The 22,299-nt window shown below is 47.9% G+C and carries 19 protein-coding genes and 1 pseudogene; 5 read left to right on the top strand and 15 right to left on the bottom strand.

Going from position 1 to position 22,299, the window contains the following annotated elements; translation table 11 throughout:
• Positions 1-261: 261 nt before the first annotated feature.
• The 5 genes from EQP46_RS23535 to EQP46_RS23515 form a co-directional block, all read right to left on the bottom strand.
• Positions 262-816, bottom strand: a complete 555-nt coding sequence (locus EQP46_RS23535; protein ID WP_129495915.1) for a 4Fe-4S binding protein — start codon at positions 814-816, stop codon at positions 262-264.
• Positions 817-834: 18 nt separating this feature from the next.
• Positions 835-1,488, bottom strand: coding sequence for a TorD/DmsD family molecular chaperone (locus EQP46_RS23530; protein WP_129495914.1), 654 nt, complete (start codon positions 1,486-1,488; stop codon positions 835-837).
• Between the two features lie 163 nt (positions 1,489-1,651).
• Entirely contained in the window at positions 1,652-2,494 is an 843-nt protein-coding gene (locus EQP46_RS23525; RefSeq protein WP_129495913.1) for a dimethyl sulfoxide reductase anchor subunit family protein, read from the bottom strand.
• Positions 2,491-3,117, bottom strand: a complete 627-nt coding sequence (locus EQP46_RS23520) for a DMSO/selenate family reductase complex B subunit (RefSeq protein ID WP_129495912.1) — start codon at positions 3,115-3,117, stop codon at positions 2,491-2,493. Before EQP46_RS23520 ends, EQP46_RS23525 begins: the two co-directional genes overlap by 4 nt.
• Positions 3,118-3,131: 14 nt before the next feature.
• The gene (locus EQP46_RS23515) at positions 3,132-5,558 is read right to left on the bottom strand and encodes a DMSO/selenate family reductase complex A subunit (protein ID WP_129495911.1); all 2,427 of its coding nucleotides are present in this window, start codon (positions 5,556-5,558) and stop codon (positions 3,132-3,134) included.
• A gap of 944 nt (positions 5,559-6,502) precedes the next feature.
• Here EQP46_RS23515 and EQP46_RS23510 point away from each other — a divergent pair.
• Positions 6,503-6,820: an antibiotic biosynthesis monooxygenase family protein gene (locus EQP46_RS23510; RefSeq protein ID WP_129495910.1), complete on the top strand. Its 318-nt coding sequence runs from the start codon at positions 6,503-6,505 to the stop codon at positions 6,818-6,820.
• Between the two features lie 43 nt (positions 6,821-6,863).
• On the opposite strand, the gene EQP46_RS23505 is transcribed toward EQP46_RS23510, so the two are convergent.
• Complete coding sequence (locus EQP46_RS23505) at positions 6,864-7,052, bottom strand: DUF1289 domain-containing protein (RefSeq protein WP_102315498.1); 189 nt, start codon at positions 7,050-7,052, stop codon at positions 6,864-6,866.
• Between the two features lie 45 nt (positions 7,053-7,097).
• Positions 7,098-7,535 (bottom strand): hypothetical protein, encoded by a 438-nt coding sequence (locus tag EQP46_RS23500; protein WP_129495909.1) that lies wholly within the window; start codon positions 7,533-7,535, stop codon positions 7,098-7,100.
• A gap of 289 nt (positions 7,536-7,824) precedes the next feature.
• On the opposite strand from EQP46_RS23500, the gene EQP46_RS23495 reads away from it, so the two are divergent.
• Positions 7,825-8,730: a Gfo/Idh/MocA family protein gene (locus tag EQP46_RS23495; protein ID WP_129495908.1), complete on the top strand. Its 906-nt coding sequence runs from the start codon at positions 7,825-7,827 to the stop codon at positions 8,728-8,730.
• A 94-nt stretch (positions 8,731-8,824) separates the two neighbouring features.
• Here EQP46_RS23495 and EQP46_RS23490 read toward each other — a convergent pair whose 3' ends face one another.
• On the bottom strand, positions 8,825-9,376 hold the full coding sequence (locus EQP46_RS23490; protein WP_129495907.1) for an outer membrane beta-barrel protein: 552 nt from the start codon (positions 9,374-9,376) through the stop codon (positions 8,825-8,827).
• Positions 9,377-9,855: 479 nt separating this feature from the next.
• On the opposite strand from EQP46_RS23490, the gene EQP46_RS23485 reads away from it, so the two are divergent.
• A complete protein-coding gene (locus tag EQP46_RS23485; RefSeq protein ID WP_129495906.1) occupies positions 9,856-10,428 on the top strand; it encodes a DsbA family protein in 573 nt (190 codons plus the stop codon).
• Between the two features lie 176 nt (positions 10,429-10,604).
• Here the strand turns inward: EQP46_RS23485 and EQP46_RS23480 are convergent, their stop codons facing one another.
• Positions 10,605-11,498, bottom strand: coding sequence for a nuclear transport factor 2 family protein (locus tag EQP46_RS23480; RefSeq protein ID WP_129495905.1), 894 nt, complete (start codon positions 11,496-11,498; stop codon positions 10,605-10,607).
• A gap of 686 nt (positions 11,499-12,184) precedes the next feature.
• On the opposite strand from EQP46_RS23480, the pseudogene EQP46_RS23470 reads away from it, so the two are divergent.
• Positions 12,185-12,643 (top strand): annotated as a pseudogene (locus EQP46_RS23470) (alpha-amylase family glycosyl hydrolase); the annotation flags it as partial.
• Positions 12,644-12,974: 331 nt separating this feature from the next.
• Here the strand turns inward: EQP46_RS23470 and EQP46_RS23465 are convergent.
• Positions 12,975-13,316, bottom strand: a complete 342-nt coding sequence (locus tag EQP46_RS23465; protein WP_129495904.1) for a hypothetical protein — start codon at positions 13,314-13,316, stop codon at positions 12,975-12,977.
• 215 nt (positions 13,317-13,531) lie between these two features.
• On the opposite strand from EQP46_RS23465, the gene EQP46_RS23460 reads away from it, so the two are divergent.
• Positions 13,532-14,494: a transposase gene (locus EQP46_RS23460; RefSeq protein ID WP_129495903.1), complete on the top strand. Its 963-nt coding sequence runs from the start codon at positions 13,532-13,534 to the stop codon at positions 14,492-14,494.
• Between the two features lie 159 nt (positions 14,495-14,653).
• Here EQP46_RS23460 and EQP46_RS23455 read toward each other — a convergent pair whose 3' ends face one another.
• The 5 genes from EQP46_RS23455 to tssI all read right to left on the bottom strand — a co-directional run.
• A complete protein-coding gene (locus EQP46_RS23455; protein ID WP_129495902.1) occupies positions 14,654-15,406 on the bottom strand; it encodes a hypothetical protein in 753 nt (250 codons plus the stop codon).
• Positions 15,406-16,518 (bottom strand): hypothetical protein, encoded by a 1,113-nt coding sequence (locus EQP46_RS23450; protein ID WP_129495901.1) that lies wholly within the window; start codon positions 16,516-16,518, stop codon positions 15,406-15,408. The genes EQP46_RS23455 and EQP46_RS23450 overlap by 1 nt, the downstream gene beginning before the upstream one ends.
• A 2-nt stretch (positions 16,519-16,520) precedes the next feature.
• Positions 16,521-20,432, bottom strand: a complete 3,912-nt coding sequence (locus EQP46_RS23445; RefSeq protein ID WP_129495900.1) for a hypothetical protein — start codon at positions 20,430-20,432, stop codon at positions 16,521-16,523.
• Complete coding sequence (locus EQP46_RS23440; protein ID WP_129495899.1) at positions 20,429-20,980, bottom strand: DUF4123 domain-containing protein; 552 nt, start codon at positions 20,978-20,980, stop codon at positions 20,429-20,431. The genes EQP46_RS23445 and EQP46_RS23440 overlap by 4 nt, the downstream gene beginning before the upstream one ends.
• Positions 20,971-22,299: type VI secretion system tip protein TssI/VgrG (gene tssI / locus EQP46_RS23435; protein WP_240671792.1), on the bottom strand; the 1,329-nt coding region annotated here is incomplete at its 5' end. The genes EQP46_RS23440 and tssI, both read right to left, overlap by 10 nt.

Here is a 22,299-nt window from a genome sequence, read left to right as displayed (position 1 = left end):
CTGTTTATTTGAATTTGTAGCAATAGCGAACATGTTGATTGATAACATGACAGCGCTTGTTTCATGCATTAAACACAGCTATCTAAGCGGCCTAAAAAAGAGGTTTTTATTCATTGTAAAGAGGGATGAAGGTTATTTAGATCTTATGCCACGCCATATTCATTTTTTACGTGTTCATCCTATTTAAATGGCGAGGTCGCGCTGGTTGGGAATATTCGCGAAATATGGATGAGTCGCGAAAGTCACCTTGGGTATAATTATTTATCGCATCACGATTTGTATGGCATAAGCAGGGCAGGCGACGCGGCATTGGGCGCAACCGGAACATTTTTCTGAGTCGATAGCGATACTGCGATTTACAGTGTCAATTGCTTGATGAGGGCATGCCTCAGAGCAGGATTGGCAAGGCGCACTCATTTGACGAATACACATGCCTGATAGCGTTGCCACTGCGCCTGTTGATGGCAATGTATCAGGTGATGCATTGGCCAATGCCAGGGTGGGACACGCGCGTTGGCATTCTCTGCATTCAGTGCACGCGCCTCCATCTAAAGTAAGTGCTGGCTTACCTTCGAGCATACTGATAATCCGTTGTGGGCACGCATCGGCACACTTTCCACACCCGTCACACAAACGGTCCAGCAGGTTTTCATCAACCGCTGTCGGTGGCCTTGGCGCGGTGCGCTTTGCGGCAAGGCCTGCTTGTGTTTTTACGGGTTTACTCACGCCAGACCACAAGCCACGAAACAGCCCACGACGGCTGCATGTTTGCATGTTGAGTTGTGCAGTGTAGTAACGCTCGTCTCTGTCAGACATGATGAATTGCAGCCTGTATTAACGGTAAACCGTCACGATTTTGTATTGTGCATCGACCTGTGAGGCCAGTTGCTCCAACGTACCTTCAGCCAATAAGCTCAGGCCTTGGTAAAACTCGGTGGTTGCGCCTTCTCGCATTACTGCGAAGAAACGCGGTGCCCACGTCAGTACATGGTCTGTGAGGAAGGTTTGCAACGATATCAAGCTCTCGTTATGTGCCATTTCGATGACTTGCGTGGTCAGCGCGGTTTCCACCAAGTAGGCGATAAATGAAAACACCAAGCCGATGTGATCTTCAGGTTCGCGTTCGCCCGTGTCGATGGCAATGCCGTGGTCTGCATAAAAGGCGCGGATCGCCAGGGTGGTTTTGCCACAAGTGGTTTGCTCTTCTGCAAGATACACAGAACCCCAAGGCGCAGCCGCAAGGGTGTTAGGCCCGACAAACAGTTGCGCGTAATCACGGGAAATGGCCTGCAAGTCAGGGCGTGCTTTTAACAGGGCTAAGCCGTGTTCCACTTTGTCGTTTCTGACTTCAACAGGCCATTCATCGAACAGTGCTTCGTCGTACAAGGCATCAATAAACGCGGCATCTGGCGCTTGGTGCAGAGCACGGTAAAAAAAGTGGCTAGCGATGGTAAGGCTTGCAAGCGTTTGGTAACGAAAGTCATTCATGGCAATGGGCTTATTCGACTGAAATTAATAAATAAAAACAAACTGATAAAAATAAAAAAGACATAGAAAAAGAAAAAACGAACACGAAAAAAGAAAAAGATGACGCGATAAAACAAAAAGAAGGGGCTGGCTATCCAGCCCCTTTGAAAAGTATTGGCGATGCTTACATGCCAGAACTAGCGCTGATGAAGGCGTCGTAGAAGAACGCACGACCAGACAGTTCCGCCATCACAACCATCAAAAACGCGGCAATGGCGATGCCCGCATTTTTGTTGTTGCCACGCAATGCTTGCGAGGCAAACAACACGACACCTGATGCCATCAAACCGATGCGCGCCATGGTGAAGGCTTCAGCGTTCGCAATCGCGAAGGGGTTGGTGTAAGCGTCTAGTTGGCCTAGCCACACCGCATAACCGCCAAAGCCAATCAAAGAGATTGCCATGGTGATCAGCGCAGCCATACCCAGCGTGCGGTCAGCGCCGGCTTGAGTTTTACCAAGCTGAGGGGCAAGCACACGCAGTGCCATCGCTGCTGCAATTGGGCCAACAACGCCTGCAGTCATCAGGAATTGGAAGGTTGTCCAATGTGAGTTCCAGCTCACCACGGTTGGCAAACGGTACACGTTAACAATCGCAAGGATGAAGACCACACCCAGCGCCATGGCGGCTGGTAGCGTTAGCTTTTGCAGTGTTGGTTGAATGTTCAACACGCGCAGTGCGGTGTAGGTAAAGGCTGCGCCACCAAACAGTGAAAGCGCAACGATTTCCAAGCTCAGCGCTGACAGGTGTGCCAGACCAAACATCACGTTGAACATGCGGAATGGCTGACCCAAGTGCGTCACCGATGCCATTGCACCTAGACCGAGCAATGCCAGTGATGCCATGAATGCGATGTTCATGCCTTTGCGTTCAGGTTTGAAGAACAGCTCAACCAACCCTAGCGCGATAAACATACCGACGGCGGATTGCGCCAGAACGGTAAAGAAAACCAGCGATAATTCACTCATAGCGATACCTCTGTCGGGTTTTGGATGCTGCCGGTAGTGTCACCCGTTGGACGAGAGTTACGGCATGTGGTCACGATCAAGTTAGGTGAAGTCAGACGCGGGTCTGGCAATGGCGCAACGTCGTTCTTGGTGCCATACATTTCGCGAAGTTCATCCATTGGACCAAAATCCAACGCACGCAATGGGCAAGATTCAACACACACAGGCTTGCGGCCTTCAGCAACGCGCTCGTAACAGCCATCACATTTGGTCATGTGTTTCTTTTCAGGGTGGTATTGCGGTGCGCCGTAAGGACACGCCATGCCACAGTACTGACAGCCGACACACACGTCTTTGTCGACAACCACAAGGCCATCTTCAGTACGTTTATGCATCGCGCCCGTTGGACAGGCTTTCACACACGCTGGGTTTGAGCAGTGGTTACATGAAATCGACATGTAGTAGGCGTAAACGTTTTGGCTTACTGTGCCATCATCGTTTTGCACCCAGTCACCGCCGGCGTATTCGTAAACACGACGCCAGTTAACGCCCACAGGTAGATCGCTGCGGTCTTTACATGAAACCTGACAGGTTTTACAGCCAGTACACTTACTGGTATCGACATGGAATCCGTATTGAGTCATCTATTTATCTCCCCTTAAACCTTGGCCACTTGAACCAAAATGGTGTGCTGAGGATTCCCCTTCGACAGTGGTGTGTTCTTCTGTGAGGTCAATGTGTTGATACAACCGCCCAAATCGACGCCGTCTTTATCTGGGTTGTACCAAGCACCTTGGCCTAGCGCAGTTACGCCCGGCATGATGCGCGGGGTCACTTTGATGGCAACGCGAATTTCGCCACGATCGTTGAACACGCGAACATAGTCGCCACTTTCAAGGCCACGTGCTTTCGCATCAATTGGGTTCATCCAAATGCCGTCGAACACCACTTCACGCAGCCACGGAATGTTGTGGTAGGTAGAGTGCGTGCGGCCTTTGGTGTGGTAACCAAAGAATTGCAGCGGGAACTGCTCGGTCTTTGGATCCAGGTGGCTTTCCCATGTGGTCACGTACTGAGGAATAGGCGTGATGATTTCATCGTCAGCCAAGGTCCACTCTTTCGCGATGGTTTCCAGCTTGGTGGAGTAGATTTCAATCTTGCCAGACGGTGTGCCTAGGGCGTGCTTCTCTGGGTCGTTACGGAAATCTTCCAGAGCGATACGGCCTTCTTTTGGCGCAGCCAAGGTGTAAGGACCGTTTTTACGCAGATCGGCCAAGGTTGGCAGGTTCGCATCTTTTGCACGCGCACCTTCATACAGGTATTCCAACCAACCGTCACGGGTGCGGCCTTCGGTGAACGCCTCTTTCACGCCTAGGCGCTCTGACAGACCCACACACATGTCGTAGGCGCAACGCGTTTCGTACAATGGTTCGATAGCACGAACCAGCGGGAACACGCCGCCTAATGAACCTGAAGAGTAACCGTCCGAGCTCACTTCGTTGTTTTCGATGGTGGTCACGTCTGGTAGAAGCAGGTCAGCGAAACGCGCAGACGAGGTCATGTGGTTGTCACACACCACAATGAATTCTGCTTGGCTTTCATCTTCGATCAGTTTGCGGTGTTTGTTGATGTCCGCATGCTGGTTCATGATCATGTTGCCTGAGTAGCTCAGTAGGAACTTGATCGGGGTACGAAGACGTTCCGCACCTTGAATGCCGTCGGTTTTGTCGGTCATTTCTTGATGACGGTAAATCGCATCGCTCCATTTGAAGAACGGCACTTTTACTTGAATCGGGTTAACGCCGGTTGGAATACGCGGTGCTGGATAACTCCAGTTCGCAGGCATATCACCGGTGTTTGTGCCAGGGCGACCGATGTTACCCGTTAGGATTGGCAGCATCACGATCGCACGAGAAGTTTGCTCGCCGTTCGCTTGACGCTGAATACCTGTACCTTGGGTAATGAAACACGCTTTTGCCGTGCCGATCTCACGCGCCAGTTGCACGATTTGATCCACAGGAATGCCGGTGATTTTTGATGCCCACGCAGGGGTCTTCTCGATGCCGTCAGGACCTTGACCTAAGATGTGCGCTTTGTAGTGACCGTTTTGCGGTGCGCTGGCTGGCAGGGTAGACGCGTCGTAGCCTTGGCAGTACTTGTTCAAGAAATCTTGGTCAACCAAGTTCTCGGTGATCAAGGTGTGTGCGATACCTTCAACCAGTGCCGCATCAGTACCTGGGCGGATTGGCAGCCAGAGATCTTCTTTACCCAACATGGTGTCGGTGTAACGCGGATCGATAATGATGGTACGCACGTTATTCTTACGCTGTGCGTTGATGTGCTCGTGGATCTCACCACCACCACTCATACGGGTTTCCGCAGGGTTATAACCGAACATCACCAGCAGATCAGCGTTTTCGATTTCCGTGGTGTAGCTACCGTAAGCAGACGGTTTGATGGAGCCGTAAGTGAACGGCAGAGCAAACTGAATTTGGCCCCAGCTGTAGTTACCGTAGTAATCAAGGAAACCACCCACAAGGTTGAACAGACGCTTGAAGCAGTCTTTACCATCAGTGCGGTAACCTTGCGTGCCTGAACCATAGGTAATGAAGATCGAATCATTACCGTATTCTTTGATGGTGTATTGGAGTTTTTCCGCCATCAGATCCAGCGCTTCGTCCCAGCTAATGCGTTCAAACAGGCCTTCGCCACGTTTGCCGATACGCTTCATTGGGTATTTCAGGCGGTCTGGGTTGTAAACACGGTGTTTGATAGAGCGGCCACGCAGACACGCACGCACTTGGTGATTGCCAAAGCCTTGGTCATCGCCACGGTTATCTGATTCAATTTGAGTAATCACGCCGTTTTGGGTGTGTACTTGCAGCGCACAACGGCTACCACAGTTCACCATACAGGCAGACCATACCGTTTTGGTTTCAATGGCGTTTTGTGCTGTGGTTTTGGCAACCGCTTTCAGTGGTAAACCAGCTGCCAGTGCCGAGCCACCACCGATGGCAGCCCCCCACTTCATGAAGCTTCGACGCTTCATCGGCGCTAATACCGCCTTATCGATCCAGTTTTTCATTGTCATTCTCACATCGCTTTCGCGGATCTGTGTGCTAATTGACTTAGCTATTTTTATTTGCTTCAAACCCATTAACAAAACATTCACCAAATGAATGATTATTAGGGTCTGAAACGTAGAATCTTTGATGAAATATTGCGATGAGAACTATAAATATTCCCTAAATGCGAGGGAATATTTATTCGGGGAAAACTGGTGCTACATGCAACATGAATGACGCTTTGTTGATTTTAATCAATTTTGGATTCGAATCATTTTCTATAAATGCGACGGATTCGCAATTGCAAAATAATTAAACAATATTGTGGGTGAATGACTGCGAAGGAATATGCTCTTGGTGTGAGAGTATGTCTTTTTCTTGTTGGGTGGCGCGCGAAGAAAGAGATAAGGATGGTATGTAAGTTAATGAATAGTATGGGTTATGTTTTTTGGCGTGTCGAGGCTGAAAACGTCGTCGATGAAAATACGTATTGTGTTGAAAAGGAAACCATCGAGCCCTAATTAGAAGAGTAAGTATTAAGGATTGATTAGAGTTCGAATTAATTATCGTGTTGAAGTATGAATATTATATAGAATCTTATTCACTGTTTGTAATGGTATTTCATTGCTATTACATTGAGTGCGTTAATTTATGGTTAAGTATTTAACCTTGCGTTAATGTTTTTATATTGAATTACGGCGATTTCGATTTTTGGTGTTTTTAATTGTGCTCATGGTCGCATTATTGGCGATATTTACGTGATAGGAACGAAGTGGGGCGTGATAGATCTGTGATAGGGTATTGTGATGATGGATCCATAGAATTGTAATGACTGAGACCACTCTATTCATCATTGCTCTCCTGTAATCTCAATGTCGAGGGTTGGCGATACGAAGAAGACAAGCTAGGCTAGCTCGACATGATGTTGAAAGGACATTCAACACATGACAGACAAGGAGTTTTTATGTCAGACATCGCTAACACACCGCTACCCCCTTACTACGCCGTTATCTTTACCAATCTCAGAACAGAACTTGAAGAAGGCTACGGCGAAACCGCTGCAAGAATGGTTGAACTGGCCGAACAGCAACCCGGTTTTCTTGGCGTAGAATCGGCGCGAGATACCCTTGGCATTACCGTTTCTTACTGGAAAGATCTTGATTCCATCAAGCAGTGGAAAGCGAACGTCGAGCATATTGAAGCGCAGAAGCTAGGGCGCAAGAAATGGTACGCGGCGTTTACCACGCGTATCGCAAAAGTAGAACGGGAATACAGTCTATAACGCGATGAAAGGTGACTTGTTTAGCGTCAGTTTTCCTCTATGGTCACTTGGTACTTTTTGCTCTTATTTTAGACATGCGCTTTTTTAGTTCTTTTTGGAGGATGTTTTTGTCGTAGGGTTTCATGGCCTTCCATTTTTGGCACTCTTCCCGAGTGCGACCGCAGCCCACACACCATCCCTTGGGGGCTGAAAAATCACACACATCAATGCAGGGACTTTGATTTCGCTTCACTTTGCTCTGTCCTTTTCGGTGTTTAGTATCCCTTGATGCATCTCTTTAAAGCTCACGCAATGCCTGCTCAATGCCAGACTCGAGTTGTCGTAGGCGGTTAAACTCCTCGAACAGCTTTTGTTCGAGGTTTTTAACGTTGAGTGGCAACGTTCGCTGACAGATATGGTAGCCACTACCAATGGTTCGATAGCCTTTCCAACCTGTGATTCGGTCACCTTCAAGCGCTAGAAACTTACGGATAAACTCAGATTGCGCCGGACAGTCTTCTTCTGCATGCAGGCAAATAGGGAACTCTTTTTTCTTTATCTCACGTGCTTCAATGTAGGTCTCAAAGTGGATACCGCCTTGCGCCTCGTTGTGCCAATTTTCTTTATAAAGCTGCATGTAAGCGCCACGGTTGTAAATTTCCCAACCGTCATCAAACCAGGAGGATTGCCTTAGCATTTTCTCGAGATTTCGGAAAATAGGTTTAATGTCTTTCATGATGGCATCCCTCGAAGTACTAACACGAGGCGATCATTCAATATGTCTTATCGTGGTTTAGGTGGGTGTATTGTGATGTTATAACGTAACATATCAATGGCATTGAATGCGTGTCAACAAACCGAGTTAAGTAAAAACAGCGTAAGAGAAATACGGCGTTTGAATCCGGGCGATGTCTTTTAAACGAGACGTTTTAAAAACTTATTTCGCGAAGAAAATGATAAGCTCTGTAGGTGTTTTAGCTGCCTACATCAGCCTGCTATCTGCTTCATCAATCAAAGGAAAAAGAATGAGAATTGCTGTTATCGGCTTGGGTGACATTGCCACTAAAGCTTACTTACCTGTCTTGACTCGACTGCCTGAACTTGAGCTTGTTCTTTGTACTCGCAATCCCGAAAAACTTGCTGCAGTGGCGCGTGAGTACCGCATTGCTGAAGCGTGCCGCGACTATCGTGAACTTGTGCACATGAACATTGATGGCGTGATGATCCATACCAGCAGTGAGACCCATGCATCCATCGCCACGTTCTTTATCGAGCAGGGTATTCCTGTTTTCGTTGATAAGCCTGCTGCCTTAAATTTTGCAGATTATCAAAAGCTTCATGATTTGGCGGAACAAAAATCCGTCCCCTTATTTGTCGGCTTCAATCGACGTTACATTCCTATTTGGCGCTCGCTGGTGGCGCGTGATGACCTTCGCACCATCAGCTGGCACAAACACCGACTGAACCTTGTCGGTGCAGCACAAGACTTCGTCTTGGATGACATGATCCATGTGATCGATTCACTTAATCTACACGGCAAAATCGACCAGCAAGACATGCAGGTGTCCATCCAGCGACAGGGCAGTGACATCGCCATGATAAACCTGAGTTGGGAAGAAAACGGCACGCTGTTTAATGGCCAAATGAACCGTCAGTTTGGGAAAACCTGTGAATCTGTTTCTCTGAGTTTCGACAATGAAGCCTACCAATTCGACAGTTTCCTGCGCGGTGAAAAGTGTGAAAGCGGCAAAACGGAACGCATCGAAATGGCCGATTGGACAGATACGCTAGAAACCAAGGGCTTTAAAGCCATGTTGGAAGATTGGGTGGACGTGGCGAAGTCAGGACAGATGGATGAACAAGTGAAGCGACGAAATCTGTCGACCCATGCGTTTTGTGAGCAGCTGTTGGGGAGAATCTCAGGCGCGTGATGTTAAGGTCAATTGTGCCTGATGCACTGAGTCGCAAAGCAAACACGAGCCAGCGCTGGGTTTGGCTGGCTCAACCCGCTTTCCCTTTCTCATTTCATCGGAAATTGTATCGAATGCCGAGAGTGACACTTTGGTTAGAAACATCCGCTCCGTCAAAGCCATCAAACTCAGCCGTTTGGTAACGGTATCCAACGCCGATATCTAAGTTATCGATCATATAGCCAATTTCAAAGCCTGCTTGATAAGAAAGATCGGAGTCCTTGATACTTTGACCACTCACGCTAATTTCGGAAGACATCGAGCCAACCCCTAAGATCAATGCGCTGTAAAGGTTATTGCCTTCCTCAACGAATTTAGGTTTGGCGTTTATGTAATAAGCATCGGCGTCTACGTGACTTGAACTGGTGAAGTCGGTTTTACCAAAGTACAGATATTCAACCTCTAACCCAAGTTCCAAACCGGGTGACACTGTGAAGCTGTAGCCTGCGAAAGCGCTACCACCCATATCGCTGTTTTTATCGGCTGACATGCCACTGTATTTGAGTTCCATATCATTGAAGATGGAAAGGTTACCACCCGCATAAAAGTGGTTGTCGGCATAGGAATGTGTACTGAACAAGAGCAGAGCGATAAGTGATTTTTTCATCCGGGGACCATGGTTAGCTTGATAAGTACGTAAGAGGTGGCGTTGAAAATGCCGTGTTCGAAGTGAGCTTTTCTTTCGAAAAACGAAGTATGTATTTCATCTTCGAATGGGCAATCTTTCTATACCTCTCAATGTGTTACCGGAGAATATATCATTGCGTATAACCCTCTCTGTTTGAAGGTGATCTCAAATGCGGGGGTAAAACCCTCAGGATGGAATATGGCTCTGGATTCAGGTTGATTGTAGGGAGTGTTGCGGTTGTTTTCTGCGAGTCACATTGCAAGAAGATAAACACCGTTAGCGCTGTTCGATAACGGTTTCTAGCGACCAAACCTTGGCACACCCCTATTGGACGACAGCGTTATCAAGAAAAAAACCGACAGTAGCATGTGTTGAACACTCTCCCTCTAGAACCGATTGCAGGTCATTGGCTACACTGACAAACACACAACAACAAACTCAATGTACACAAGGAAGTGATGAGCATACCAATCCCCCACCGACCAAGCGGTATTCTTCTTGGTGATCCCCAAGCATCAGTGACGATTGATGTGTTTGTCGATATTCAATGCCCACACTCGCGTGCAATTTGGCCAAACCTCATGGCGGTTATGCGTCATTACACGGGAGCGTCGGTCAGCCTTAAAACGCATTTGATAACCCTGAGTAATCATCGGCAAGCATGGGACATGAGCTTGGGGTTGTTTGCCTTGGCAGAGGGAGACGCCGACAAATTCTATGGGTTCGCTACCTTCCTTTATGAACGACAAGATACGTTCTACAACGGACCTTTCCTTCATAAAACCCATGACGATTTACGACAGCTCGTCGCCGACTACGCCGAGGAACATGGCAAGGTAGAAAGAAACGCGTTTTTCGAGCGTATGGATAGCAGTGAAATCTATGTGATGGCAAGAACGCCCATTCGCTATGCCGCCACACGATCGGTCTGGGCAACGCCAACGGTGTTCATCAATAACGCGGGTTTGGTGCCTGTTGATCACCACTCAAGCCTAGAAGATTGGCAAGCGGTGATTGATCCTTTGTTGTAGGTTCCCGTCTGGTTAGAGAATCAGGAAGAGAAGAGGTCGGTGTTGAGTCGGTCTTGAGTAAGTATACATTGCTCTATTCACCGCTTACGTATTTCGCTTCTTTTTACTGGCAGGTTGCTAAAAAAGCTGGTCGATAGTGAATCGACCAGCGCTTAGATTCACGTTACTTGCCAGGCTTATTTGCCTTTCAGCTGCTTTAACGCGCCCGCCCAATCTTCTACGTGATGCGATTTAGTGATTTTGCCGTTCTCGATGGTATGAACATCAATCGTCATAATGTCGAAGCTTTTACCAGCCCCATCAACACCGAAGAGAGGACCCGTTGGCGTGCCGGTAGCGCGGCCTCGCACAATCACACGATCATCAGCATGCGTCATCTCTTCGATATTCCAATTTAAGTCTGGAATTAATTTGGCGAAGTATCCCATTTGACCTAGGAAAGCACCTTTCGACTTATTCTTGCCAGAGTAGTTACCGACACTTTCCCAGTTATCTGTCGTGTTAGCGCTGAAGGCTTTTACCGCTTCTTCAGAACCTGGGTTACTCAGAAGTGTATAGAAGGTCTCTACCGCCGCTTTGTTCGCTTGTGTGTCGTCATTGTAAGCTTTCGATACCGCATAGCTGTCTTCCATCCAGTTCCAGCTTTTTACTTTATCGTCTTCTACATGAACACGAACAGCCCACGTGAATTTGCCAGTATCAACACCTGTGTTGTTGAGAATAGCGCTCATTGAACCCATAAACACCGCTTGATCTGCGTTAGCAAAACTGTAATCCGTGCTCCAGCTTGTTACTGTCAAACCTTTACCGAAAGCGGGCATAAATTTGCCCATAACATCTTCCTGGCCTTTCCAAGGACCGATCCAAGGGATGCGCTTGTCGCCTTCGTTATGCCAAACAAAATCATCGCTCATGAGTTCGGTCAGTTTTGCGCCGTTACCACTGCCAGCGGCTTCGAGGAATGATTTGGCAACCGCTAACGTGTTGTCTGATTGAGCATCTGCATGGCTGATACCCAAAGGAAGCATCGAAATGATCGATACTGTAATTATTCTTTTCAACGTATCCATACTTTCACCTTTTCAACAAGTTAAGAGCAGTGATGCTCCATATGTGACGATGAAGATGATCTTATCGAAACTTTGATTGGTTGATAATTGTGCATTATTTGACTTGATAGTTCGCGTAAACGGAACAATGAGAGGTGTTAGGCATTTTAAACATTGAAAATGTTAACGACGGATTAGGGGAGTAAATTGGACCAAACTAGGCAGGGCTTGGTAGAGTTAGACATGAATGGTAATGGTTTGGAATAGGTACTCGAATGAGTACCTATCTACCTTAAATTGCTATTCTCTCGGCGGTAGAGAACTTAATTACCAAGGACGCCAGTCTTCTGGCGGAAAAAACTTAACGCCACTAATATCTTCTTTCATTATCGCTGCTGCAACTTCTTCGCGGACAAGTAAGATGTAGTCATCAACGTCCAAGAAGCAGACATTTGAGGCTGAATCACTTTCTACTAGCCGAAGAGAAGATATGTCCTCAATTTCGCCATCAGACTCCTCATAAACTGAATTGTCACGGTCTAGGATATCTTCGCTGACAACATATTAATTGGTCAGTTTCACCCGATAGTGCTTTTGGGCTCAAAGACAGCTCTCCAAGATGAATACAGAGTCGTTGAACGATATGATCCCCGTATTGTTCAACGACTCGTTACCAATATCTCAATAACTAAAGCCCGCTCATCCCTCAAGCGTTGCTTGATGAAAAAGCCCTTGCTGCAGCCATGGCCTACGTAGATTTAAACCCAGTGCGAGCTGCGATAGCGGAAACGCCTGAAGCTTCAGAACATACGTCCGTCAAGGCGCGTATAGCGTCATTAAGGAAAGAACAAAGCACTGCGTCTCATCTCTTTCCTTTTGCGGGAAACCCTAGAGAGCCGATGCCAGAGGGGCTGCCTTTTCGTTTGATGGATTACCTAGAACTCGTTGATTGGACAGGTCGTCAAAGCCGAGAAGATAAACGGGGTAAGATTGATGGCCGAACACCTGAGATACTTAATCGGCTCGGGTTTGACTCTGACGAGTGGCTTGACATTTATGCGCAGGTTGAAAAAGGAACTCTGGTGGGCACTGAAACCTCTATCAAAGATGCTTTACCGCTGCTAGGGCGAAAGCGATTATGCGGATTTCGTATACCTGTTAGCTAGCATCACCCAGTCGTTACTCGTTTTCTTCGAATAACCAAAGTCTTGGTGGTTTTCGTGTGCCTGTTATCTCCCGGTATAACCAGATTTAGTCTTTTCTTGTGCTGAAGAGCGCTAAGCCAATCTAAAATCGCGCATTATTCCGCAAAACTGAAAAGGCGTTCATGCCGATTTTTGGTCTCCTCTAAAGGCGACTGTCCCAGTTACTATTTCTCCCAGTTACTATTTCTCTATATCCCTTAACTGCAATCAACTTTTTAGAGAGTGTAGTGGTCAACTAAGATTGGTCATTGTGGTATCAACTGTCTCAAAGATTCGGTATCGTCACGACGATTTAATGAAAACAGCCCTCTGCATCATCAAGAATATCTAACATTACTGAGGTTGATACTCTGTTAGATTCATTGAATGCACCTTCCCAATCCACATCGCTGTCAACCTCCACAATGAAAAGCTCAATATTGAGTGTGTCAAAAAAAGATATGATCTTTCTAATCTTCGCTGCTATCTCATTGTGATCATTTAAAAAAAGCTCTCCACTAAAAAACGCTCCATTGTTGCCATTATTTAGGCAAGATTTTGCTGTGGAAAGAGACATGCCGAGTAGTTTGTGTAGAAACTTTGTTGCTTCTAAACTGTCAACGGAATCAGCGACAGATATCGAAATTTTTGACATTAAAATTCCTCAGGTATATTCGGGTTTAAGGGCTTTCCATGTGTGGAGTTTTGGAAGTTTCGGTAATAAACGGGACACACACTTTAAGAAACATATTAATCGGTCAGTTTCATCCGATAGTGCTTTCGGGCTCAAAGCCAGGTCTACGAGATGAATCCAGAGTCGTTGAACGATATGATCCCCGTATTGTTCAACGACTCGTTACTAATATCTCAATGACTAAAGCCCGCTCATCCCTCATTAGTATTGACGCTACACCTTACTATCACTGCGTCTCGCGTTGTGTGCGTCGTTCATTTCTTTGTGGATATGACGAACTTGCGCAGCAAAGTTATGAACATCGTCGTGGTTGGATTGAAGAGCGGCTACTCGCGTTAGCAGGCGCATTTTGTATTGATGTTTGTGCCTACGCCATCATGAGTAATCACTATCACGTCGTGCTCCATATCGATGCAAATAAAGCCAAGCGATTAACGCAATATGAAGTTGTAGAGCGATGGTTAGCGTTTCATCAAGGGTCATCTTTGATGAAACGCTTTGTACAAGGTGATGAACTCTCTGAGGTAGAAGTCGAACGATGCAGCGATATAATTGAAGCATGGCGAGAGAGGCTAACGTCAATAAGTTGGTTCATGCGCTTGCTTAATCAGCACATAGCCTCGCAAGCGAACCGAGAAGATAAATGCACCGGACATTTCTGGGAAAGCCGTTTTAAAAGCCAAGCGTTGCTTGATGAAAAAGCCCTTGCGGCAGCGATGGCCTATGTGGATTTGAATCCAATAAGAGCCGCGATAGCGGAAACGCCTGAAACTTCAGAACATACGTCCGTCAAGGCGCGTATAGCGTCATTAAGGAAAGAACAAAGCACTGCGCCTCATCTCTTTCCTTTTGCGGGAAACCCTAGAGAGCCGATGCCAGAGGGGCTGCCTTTTCGTTTGATGGATTACCTAGAACTCGTTGATTGGACAGGTCGTCAAAGCCGAGAAGATAAACGGGGTAAGATTGATACCCGAACACCTGAGATACTTAATCGGCTCGGGTTTGACTCTGACGAGTGGCTTGACATTTATGCCCAGGTTGAAAAAGGAACCCTCGTGGGCACTGAAACCTCTATCAAAGATGCTTTACCGCTGCTTGGGCGAAAACGATTATGCGGATTGCGTATACCTGTTAGCTAGCATCACCCAGTCGTTACTCGTTTTCTTCGAATAACCTACGTCTTGGTGGTTTTCGTGTGCCTGTTATCTCCCGGTATAACCAGATTTAGTCTTTTCTTGTGCAGAAGAGCGCTAAGCCAATCTAAAATCGCTCACTATTCCGCAAAACTAAAAAGGCGTTCATGCCGATTTTTCGTCTCTTCTAAAGACGACTGTCCCAGTTGTTTTGTGCACATAATGTTTCATGTCGGCCAGCTCTTGGTCGGTCCATTCACCTCTTTTTGCTATGGCGTAGTAGTGTCCAAGAGCCACTCTGACACTTCCTGCTTCTACGCCTTCATTGCTTATCTTCTCTCCTTCAGGGGTGAATGTGTTGTGCCATTGATCCGTAAAGCCAGAATTAGGCATATACCATAGTGCCCAGAAGAACATACCAGGCACTAATGGATCTTTTCTCGCCCAATCAAGAAAAGCGTTTTTCATCACGCCATATCGGTACCCTTCTTCATCACAGAGGTCCTCATACTTTTCCAGCGCACACACCCTTTCTTCACCATAGGTCTCCAATGCGTACGGGTAGCCTTCAAGGCTGAGCTCCTCGAGTAGCGCGAGAGACTGAGGGATTTGCATCCAACTTGCGAGCGCAAGGGCATAGCGATACCGTACTTCGACATTGCGTTTGTTCTGCGAATATTTTTCCAACAAGGCCAAGGGTTCAGGCCCCCAGTGTCGGCCATTATCTTTCATCGCCCGGCGAAGCTGTCGAATTTCGTCTTTGGTCAGGTCGGGGGACCAGGCGGCAGAGCGAAGTTCTGGTAAGTAACGGATGTCTTCTTCCGTCATTTCGGCTTGAGCAAAAAGGCACAGAAAACTGAAGAGTAAGGGAATCAGTCTCTTCGGCATGGTTGTGTTATGACTTGCTTTCACCGCCATCACTTGACTAAATCATTCACCTTGTCAAAAAAGCCGCGGGTTTCTTCAGAGTTATAGAGTTTTTCCCAGTGTTTAATACTCGTTGAGGAGCCCCGGCTTTGCACCCAGCCTCTTCCATTGTTCAACTGTGCTGCTTTATCGTAAATGGCCTGTAAACGTTCGGGAGTGCGATCACTTTTCCCGTGGCGGACAAAATCCTTAAAACTGAAATCTATCATTGCATCTATCATGGTTTGGTCATGATCGTAAGTTCTAAATAGGAAATTGCTCAAGCCTATGGCGAACCCATTACGCGCAAGGTTTTCAAAAGACATCTGTAATTCTTGGTCGTTCAGGCAAACCTCACCTCTTTCAATGGCATCTTTACGATCTTCAAAGCAGTCCTTAATGGGAACGGAGTAGGCTGAATTACCCGCTATCATCGCGTTTTTCGCTGCCTGCACATAATACTTCATGTCGGCCAGTTGTTGGTCGGTCCAAGAATCTCTGGCGGCAATGGCGTAGTAGTGTTCGAGTGCCGCCCTTACACTTCCTGCTTCTACTGCTTCTTTGCTTAATTGTTCTCCCTCCGGAGTAAAGGTATTTCGGTAATTATCCGTAAAACCAAATTTAGGCATATACCAACGCACCCGATGGTACATATCGGGCACTAGTGGGTCTTTTCTCGCCCAATTGAGAAAGGCGTTTTTCATCACGCCAAATTCGTACCCTTCTGCGTCACAGAGGTCTTCATATTTTTCCAAATCACAAACCCTTTCTTCACCGTATGTCTCCATGGCATAGGGATAACCTTCTAGGCTGAGTTCTTTCAGTAGGGCGAGAGACTGAGGGATTTGCATCCAACTTGCGAGCGCAAGGGCATAACGGTAGCGTACCTCAACGTTGCGTTTGTCCTGCGAATATTTTTCCAACAAGGCCAAGGGTTCAGGCCCCCAGTGTCGGCCATTATCTTTCATCGCCCGGCGAAGCTGTCGAATTTCGTCTTTGGTCAGGTCGGGAGACCAGGCAGCCGAGCGTAGCTCGGGTAAGTAACGGATGTCTTCTTCCGTCATTTCAGCTTGAGCAGAAAGGCTCAGAAACCCTAGCAGTAAGGCGTATACACTTTTCTTCATTGTTATTGTGTTCCCAGTAGTTTGAACAATGCTTCGTAATCCCCGTTTTCTGCGGCCGTTTTCATGTTATCAAGGGTCTCCACTTTGCCAAAACTGTCTTCAATGCCGGTCACGGCTTCTATCCACACATTCAACTCGGCTTTCACATCCTTCCAGGTTTGCTCCCGCCATGCAGCGTTGTCATTAAAAAAGTTGGACTCATTTTCATAATCTTCTGGGAATATCTCTTTTCTTGCCAGATGGTAATAACCAAACCGCATGGCTTCATCAGAAAGCTCGCTGTCGCCAAACTCATTGCGGTAGTCACCGTTAAACACGATGTAGGTGAGTGTGCGGCTTTTCCCCGTAAAAGTACGTGTCTCGTATTTGGGAGCTGGCTTGCCGTTTGCGCCAGCAGGCAGGTAGGAAGAGAAGTAATTATCTAATCGCACTATACTGGAGCGGATAATCTTAATCACGTCGTCATCAAACATAGTAGTATCTACAAACTGATTGTTTTGCCCTGTCGCCCCGCACTCATCCATCCGCTGCATAAACCCTTTCAAACGCTCCCACACCACAATCGGGAGGATGCGGTTACCATAATGGCTGGCCAAGTGTTTGGTGCCATTAACATTATAGCGGGCAAAGGTTTTCTCTATCTGGCGGTTCACGTCGCGTTGAATATCAATATTTGCCACTGACCAGCTTTCCAACAGGCGGGCCATCGCCAGCCAGCGGGGCGCTTCTTCTGATACACCCTGTGAAAGCTGCTTTTCTTCAGCTCGACTTAATTTCGGCTCTTTTTCGCCAAAACGTTTTTTTCGGCTTTCTTCAATGCGTTTTATCCGTCCCATCAGCTCAGGTGACAACAGGTCACTTTCTTGGGTCAGGGTAAACAGGAGGCGGGCACGGGCATCCGGTGGCAGGTTTTTAAACCATGGCGTTGCATTTTTTTTATCTGTTTTAGAAAAGAAAACGTTAACCTGTTCCGCAACCGTACCGGCATGCTCCCGCACCAATATCTTTTTCTCCTCGGCTATCACCTCCGTCATTGGCAGCAGGGCGAGGTTCGCCAGGTCAATACCCGTGACCATGCTCATGGTGAGTAAGGTGTTGAGCAGTCGGTAGCCGCCGGTATCATTATTATCATCACTGCCTTCGGCAAACATCTCCACACGGCGGAATTCTTCGCATGCCAGGGTATCCGTCAGGGCGGTGACGATGTCGAGCAAGGATTCGGGATACAAGGCCACCATCATGTCCATTCCGCCTCCCACTTTGAAGGTAAGGCCGCCCCCGCATTTGACGACAAATTTGTTACGCACATAGCCGAACAGGAAGTTGTAGCGGGCGCCGATACCGAAACTTAACTCGCGACTGCGCATAAATGTGCCCAGAGGCACCCAGCCTTCGTTTGGTGTCGTTTTATAGCGTCGCTCACTCTCGAGTGTTTTGACCTGACCTTCATTCAAGTGGGCGATAAAGTTGCGGGCTTTAGGTTCGCCACCCGGCTTGCACCATTTCGCGGTGGTCGCGACGGAAATACCGGTGCGTGCACCGGCGAACAGATCGACTTCTCCGCGGATGCTTCCGATTGACGGCAGTCTCAGGGTGGTCTCAGCAGGGATAACCGGATCTAAGCGCAACCCCGTGTCTTTTGACGTGATCTTTGCGCTTGCGGCAAAGGCAAATCCGACGCCCACGCTGCCATAACACAGTGCCTCGACGTCGGCGCGTAACTGGCCAAGGTGGTAGTACTGGGAAGTCTCTTTTCCTTCACGTTCAACCACTGCGGGTAACAACATGGCATAACCATTGCGGTCGGGCATCATTGCCGTGGTTTTCAGTGAGCCGGCCGCGAGGTCAATAAACCCCTCAGCTTGGAGGCTGAGCACTTCCGTTTTTGCCTGCTGTGAGGCCTGTTTTGCCAATTCGGTAAAATCTTCGGGGTAGTTCGCCTCAAAGCGGAACTTGTCACTGCAAAAGCGAAATAGCTCCACCTGTGCGTTCACTACATAGGTTAGGTCTTCCCCGCCAGCATGGGTAAACGAGGCTTGTATCAATGAGGTGTATTGCGAAAACGCGTTCAAATCACTGTCTGGCACGGTCGCACTCAGTGAGACGGTGCGGTTTGAATTCGCCTTGGCCGCTTTGCTGGCATCACTGATGGCTGTGCGTAACCGTTTTTTGATTTGTGAAGAAGGGGCTTTTTTAAGATCTGCGACGTCAACCTGAGCACTCGCAACATGCACCTGCTCTTTAAGATCGAGCAGGGTCGCTTTGCCAGTTGAGATAGCATGATCCAGTTTTTCTAGTTGTATACTATGCATGTAACGCGGTTTGTTTTTTTCGCTGAGCAAGAAGAACTCAACAATGTGAGTGTCACTTTCCTTCCATGCAAAGCGGTACTCTTCAAGGTCGATGTCCTCGGCTGACCAATACACATCTTCCAAGGGGAACATTGCCATTTTTTGGGTGAGCCGCTCCGAAAGGTTGTAAGGCGCATCTTTGATGGTATACGCCACTTTGCCTTCTGAAAGGGCATCTCGACCTAGGTGTTTGAGGTAGTCGAGGTGATAGCGTAGTGCCAACAGAAAATACATCCCTCCGTCAGCATAGCCACTAGCAGGAGCGGAGCCCCCAAGAATGTCATCGATGTAGGCTTTGATATAGGCGACCAGTTCACTGTCCCATACCCCAATCAGCGCCAACACATCGTCGTAGCCCAGCTTTTTGATAAAGATAACGCCTTTTCCTTTACACCTATCATCAAGTGGCACAGGAGCGTTGTCATCAACCGCGTAGGATAACGAGCTGTTGAGTGAATGCTTTATTTCGTTCCCCCATTTTATAAACCGTTGGCGATCAGTCGCACTCATTCCGCCAATCGCTTCGTTTAACGTGGTTTTTACGTCTTCATCTGATGTGTAGAGTTGGTCTCGTGTCAAAATCTGTTCAGGGACCACGATACCAAGGCTGTTCAGGTGCATGAACCGATGAAATAAAGGGCCGACACGATAATCTGGTCTATTTGTCAGCGAGAATTCACAGTATTTTTTAAATTCAACTTCCATCTCATCTGGTGATTCAAAGTTTTCATATACATGTCGGAAATGATGTTTGCTGGTTAGGTATTTCTGATAGTGATTCTCTATGTGCCGATTCTCACTTTTCACAAATCGAAAGCTCTGGTCTTGCTGACTCTTATACCAGTCAAAACCTTTTTCTTTGGCAATATCTTGAGCCTTCTTTTCCAGTGTTTTTATGTGTTTCTCGATTTGCCTGATGACTGCGTCTATTTTTTGGCGGTTTCGTGAAGCCATACGCGGTGAAAGGCTGGAGGATTTTGGCGTAAAGACCATCTTCCGCTCCACGGAGCGAATCGCCTGTGCTGCAATCGTGCCCTCCGTCAAGTCGGCGGTGGTTAAACCTAACTGGCTGGAATACTGAGATATCTGCGCGTCCAAGTTGTCTTTGATTGCTTCCAAATTAGGCATTCTTGCTGCGGATTTGATCAGGTTGGCATAGCTGTTGAGTAAAGCTCGGGTATACAAAGCTTGTGCGTAAGCCTTTTTATCTTCAGGTTTTTCTAGGAAGTGGAGGTGTGAACGTGATTTGTAGTTTTCCAGTACGCCTTTTTGGTTGAGGTTTTGCAACACCGCATTTTTAACGTTTTGGGCGTCTTCAGGCTTTTTACTTTTGCTGTAGAGCTTGTCGATAAGGGGCTTAACCATCGCATCGAGATCATCGGCTTCATCTTTTAAGGCTTTAGCATCTTTAGCAGAGATGAGGTACCAACACTTTCTTTGAGGGATGTACAACACGTCATCAAACTGTTTAGCCGCGCAGGGAGAGTCAGACACACCGTCGCTTTCAAACACTGTGCAAAGCGTATCGTCGGTATTGGTCATGTCGATATTTTTTAATGTCATGTTGTCGCCTGCGGTCTTGACTGTTCTGGATGTGAATTACGGTTTTGATAGGCATCTTTTAGTAGGGCCCACTCCTGTTCATCAAGCGCGAACCAGCCAAGAGTGGTGTTCACCTCAAATCTTTTGACGCTTTGAGCGTCATCAGGAAGAGACAGCTGATGGCCTTGCCATTGAATGTGCTCGATACACCCCATCAGTGTTTCCTGACGGGGAATAGGCAATTTACTGAGCCAGAAGGTGAGATAAGTCGGCACATAAAACCTGACCGTTACGGGCTTATCCGCCGGGGAGCGCATGATAACCAGACTGCGTAAGTGGGCGATAAAAACATCGGAGGATGCCCGGGTCTGAAAGGTTGGTGCGTGAACAATCTGCTCTGGCATTGCCCCTTCTCGGGGCTCAGAGACATCAATAAGTAACGGGGAGGCCTCCATCGACACATTAAGCGGTGTATTTGTATAGAGCCAGTGATAATCACCTTGCGTTGCCCATGTGAGGGTGTCTTGTTCATGAGGTATATCGACCAACTTCCATTTGCTTACTGACATGACGACTCTCCACAGAACTGGCAATTCTCGGTATTTTCTCCCTGAAGACAAACCCCAACAACGGCAAGGTTGAGCTTGGCGGCTGTCTTGAGCGCCTCTGTGGGCGTATATCTGACAGGAATGATTTCCTCTGGTGCTTTCGGGGCGGTAACTCCACCCGGCAACGTCGGCGCTATTCCCCCAAACCCTGAACCACTGCCTGCACCGCCGCCTGCGTTGAGGTCGATCACTGGGCCAGAAATGTGAACACCTGCGGTATCCACGGTGACGAAACACCCGCCTGCTTTTAGGGTGATTTGACTGCCAGCTTCGATAACGAGCTTCGCACCAGATTTTTGATGAACTTCAGAGCCAGCATCGACGAGTTGGCTGGTTGCTTGTTTGATGTGTATTGAGCTGTCAGTGGTGAGTGTTTTGTCACCTTTGATGTGCTCTTTGCTTTGCCCATCGACTGTCAGGTGGTCATCCACCTTGATGTGCGAGAAGCGCTCGTTCTCCACATCCAAATGCAAATCATGTTTGATGTTGTCTTTGCGGTCATTCTCGACCAGCAGGTTCATGTCCTTTTGGGCATGCACATAGATTTCTTCTTGCCCTGCTTCATCCTCAAAACGCAATTCGTTGAAGCCTTCTCCCTGATGGGTTTCGGTTCGAAGTACCGTGCGGGTTTTGTTGGCTGGCAGCGGGTAGGGCGGCACATTGGTCGCGTGATACGTGCGGCCCGTGATAATCGGTTGGTCAGGGTCACCTTCAAGGAAAGAGACAATCACTTCATGGCCGATACGCGGTATCGCCATCATGCCGTATTGACCGCCCGCCCAGCCTTGGGAGACACGCACCCAACAACTTGATGCTTCATCACTGTTGCCGTAACGGTCCCACGGGAACTGCACTTTCACCCGCCCGTGTTCATCACAGAAGATTTCTTCCCCAGCAGGGCCCGTGACAATGGCAATTTGAGGGCCGTGCACACAAGGTTTGGCTTCCGGAACAGGTCGCCAAGGGCGATGGCCAGGGATAACCGAGAAGGTATTGTGGAACGAGGTCATGCCTTCGCCACCATGCTCTTCCAGTGCTTGCGGCTGGGTGCCTTCGCTGTGCATCGTCACCACAATCCAATCACGGTTGGTCGTGTCATCAGGGTGACCTTCTAAGTCAAACACCATCCCCGCATCCACCTGCATGATGGTGCTGGACGCGGTCGCCGTTAACGCATCACTGCGCAAGTGCTCGAGTCGGTATTGGGTAAAGGGCTTACCTGCCGCATCGCTTTTGAAGCGGCCCGGGTAATCGTAGTGTTCATAGGTGCCGCGTTGTTG

Source organism: Enterovibrio baiacu (genome assembly GCF_004120195.1).
In the GTDB taxonomy this organism is placed as follows: Bacteria; Pseudomonadota; Gammaproteobacteria; order Enterobacterales; family Vibrionaceae; genus Enterovibrio; species Enterovibrio baiacui.
The sequence above is the reverse complement of the archived record's forward strand: the minus strand, read 5'-3'. Positions and strand labels throughout refer to the sequence as shown.

Bases quoted from the DNA above. Each gene is read 5' to 3' on its own strand.
- EQP46_RS23455 (WP_129495902.1), bottom strand. From the start codon at position 15,406: ATGGCGGTGAAAGCAAGTCATAACACAACCATGCCGAAGAGACTGATT.
- EQP46_RS23465 (WP_129495904.1), bottom strand. From the start codon at position 13,316: ATGTCAAAAATTTCGATATCTGTCGCTGATTCCGTTGACAGTTTAGAA.
- EQP46_RS23510 (WP_129495910.1), top strand. From the start codon at position 6,503: ATGTCAGACATCGCTAACACACCGCTACCCCCTTACTACGCCGTTATC.
- EQP46_RS23440 (WP_129495899.1), bottom strand. From the start codon at position 20,980: ATGTCAGTAAGCAAATGGAAGTTGGTCGATATACCTCATGAACAAGAC.
- EQP46_RS23530 (WP_129495914.1), bottom strand. From the start codon at position 1,488: ATGAATGACTTTCGTTACCAAACGCTTGCAAGCCTTACCATCGCTAGC.
- EQP46_RS23490 (WP_129495907.1), bottom strand. From the start codon at position 9,376: ATGAAAAAATCACTTATCGCTCTGCTCTTGTTCAGTACACATTCCTAT.
- EQP46_RS23535 (WP_129495915.1), bottom strand. From the start codon at position 816: ATGTCTGACAGAGACGAGCGTTACTACACTGCACAACTCAACATGCAA.
- EQP46_RS23460 (WP_129495903.1), top strand. From the start codon at position 13,532: ATGACTAAAGCCCGCTCATCCCTCATTAGTATTGACGCTACACCTTAC.
- EQP46_RS23495 (WP_129495908.1), top strand. From the start codon at position 7,825: ATGAGAATTGCTGTTATCGGCTTGGGTGACATTGCCACTAAAGCTTAC.
- EQP46_RS23485 (WP_129495906.1), top strand. From the start codon at position 9,856: ATGAGCATACCAATCCCCCACCGACCAAGCGGTATTCTTCTTGGTGAT.
- EQP46_RS23450 (WP_129495901.1), bottom strand. From the start codon at position 16,518: ATGAAGAAAAGTGTATACGCCTTACTGCTAGGGTTTCTGAGCCTTTCT.
- EQP46_RS23445 (WP_129495900.1), bottom strand. From the start codon at position 20,432: ATGACATTAAAAAATATCGACATGACCAATACCGACGATACGCTTTGC.
- EQP46_RS23520 (WP_129495912.1), bottom strand. From the start codon at position 3,117: ATGACTCAATACGGATTCCATGTCGATACCAGTAAGTGTACTGGCTGT.
- EQP46_RS23515 (WP_129495911.1), bottom strand. From the start codon at position 5,558: ATGAAAAACTGGATCGATAAGGCGGTATTAGCGCCGATGAAGCGTCGA.
- EQP46_RS23525 (WP_129495913.1), bottom strand. From the start codon at position 2,494: ATGAGTGAATTATCGCTGGTTTTCTTTACCGTTCTGGCGCAATCCGCC.
- EQP46_RS23480 (WP_129495905.1), bottom strand. From the start codon at position 11,498: ATGGATACGTTGAAAAGAATAATTACAGTATCGATCATTTCGATGCTT.
- EQP46_RS23500 (WP_129495909.1), bottom strand. From the start codon at position 7,535: ATGAAAGACATTAAACCTATTTTCCGAAATCTCGAGAAAATGCTAAGG.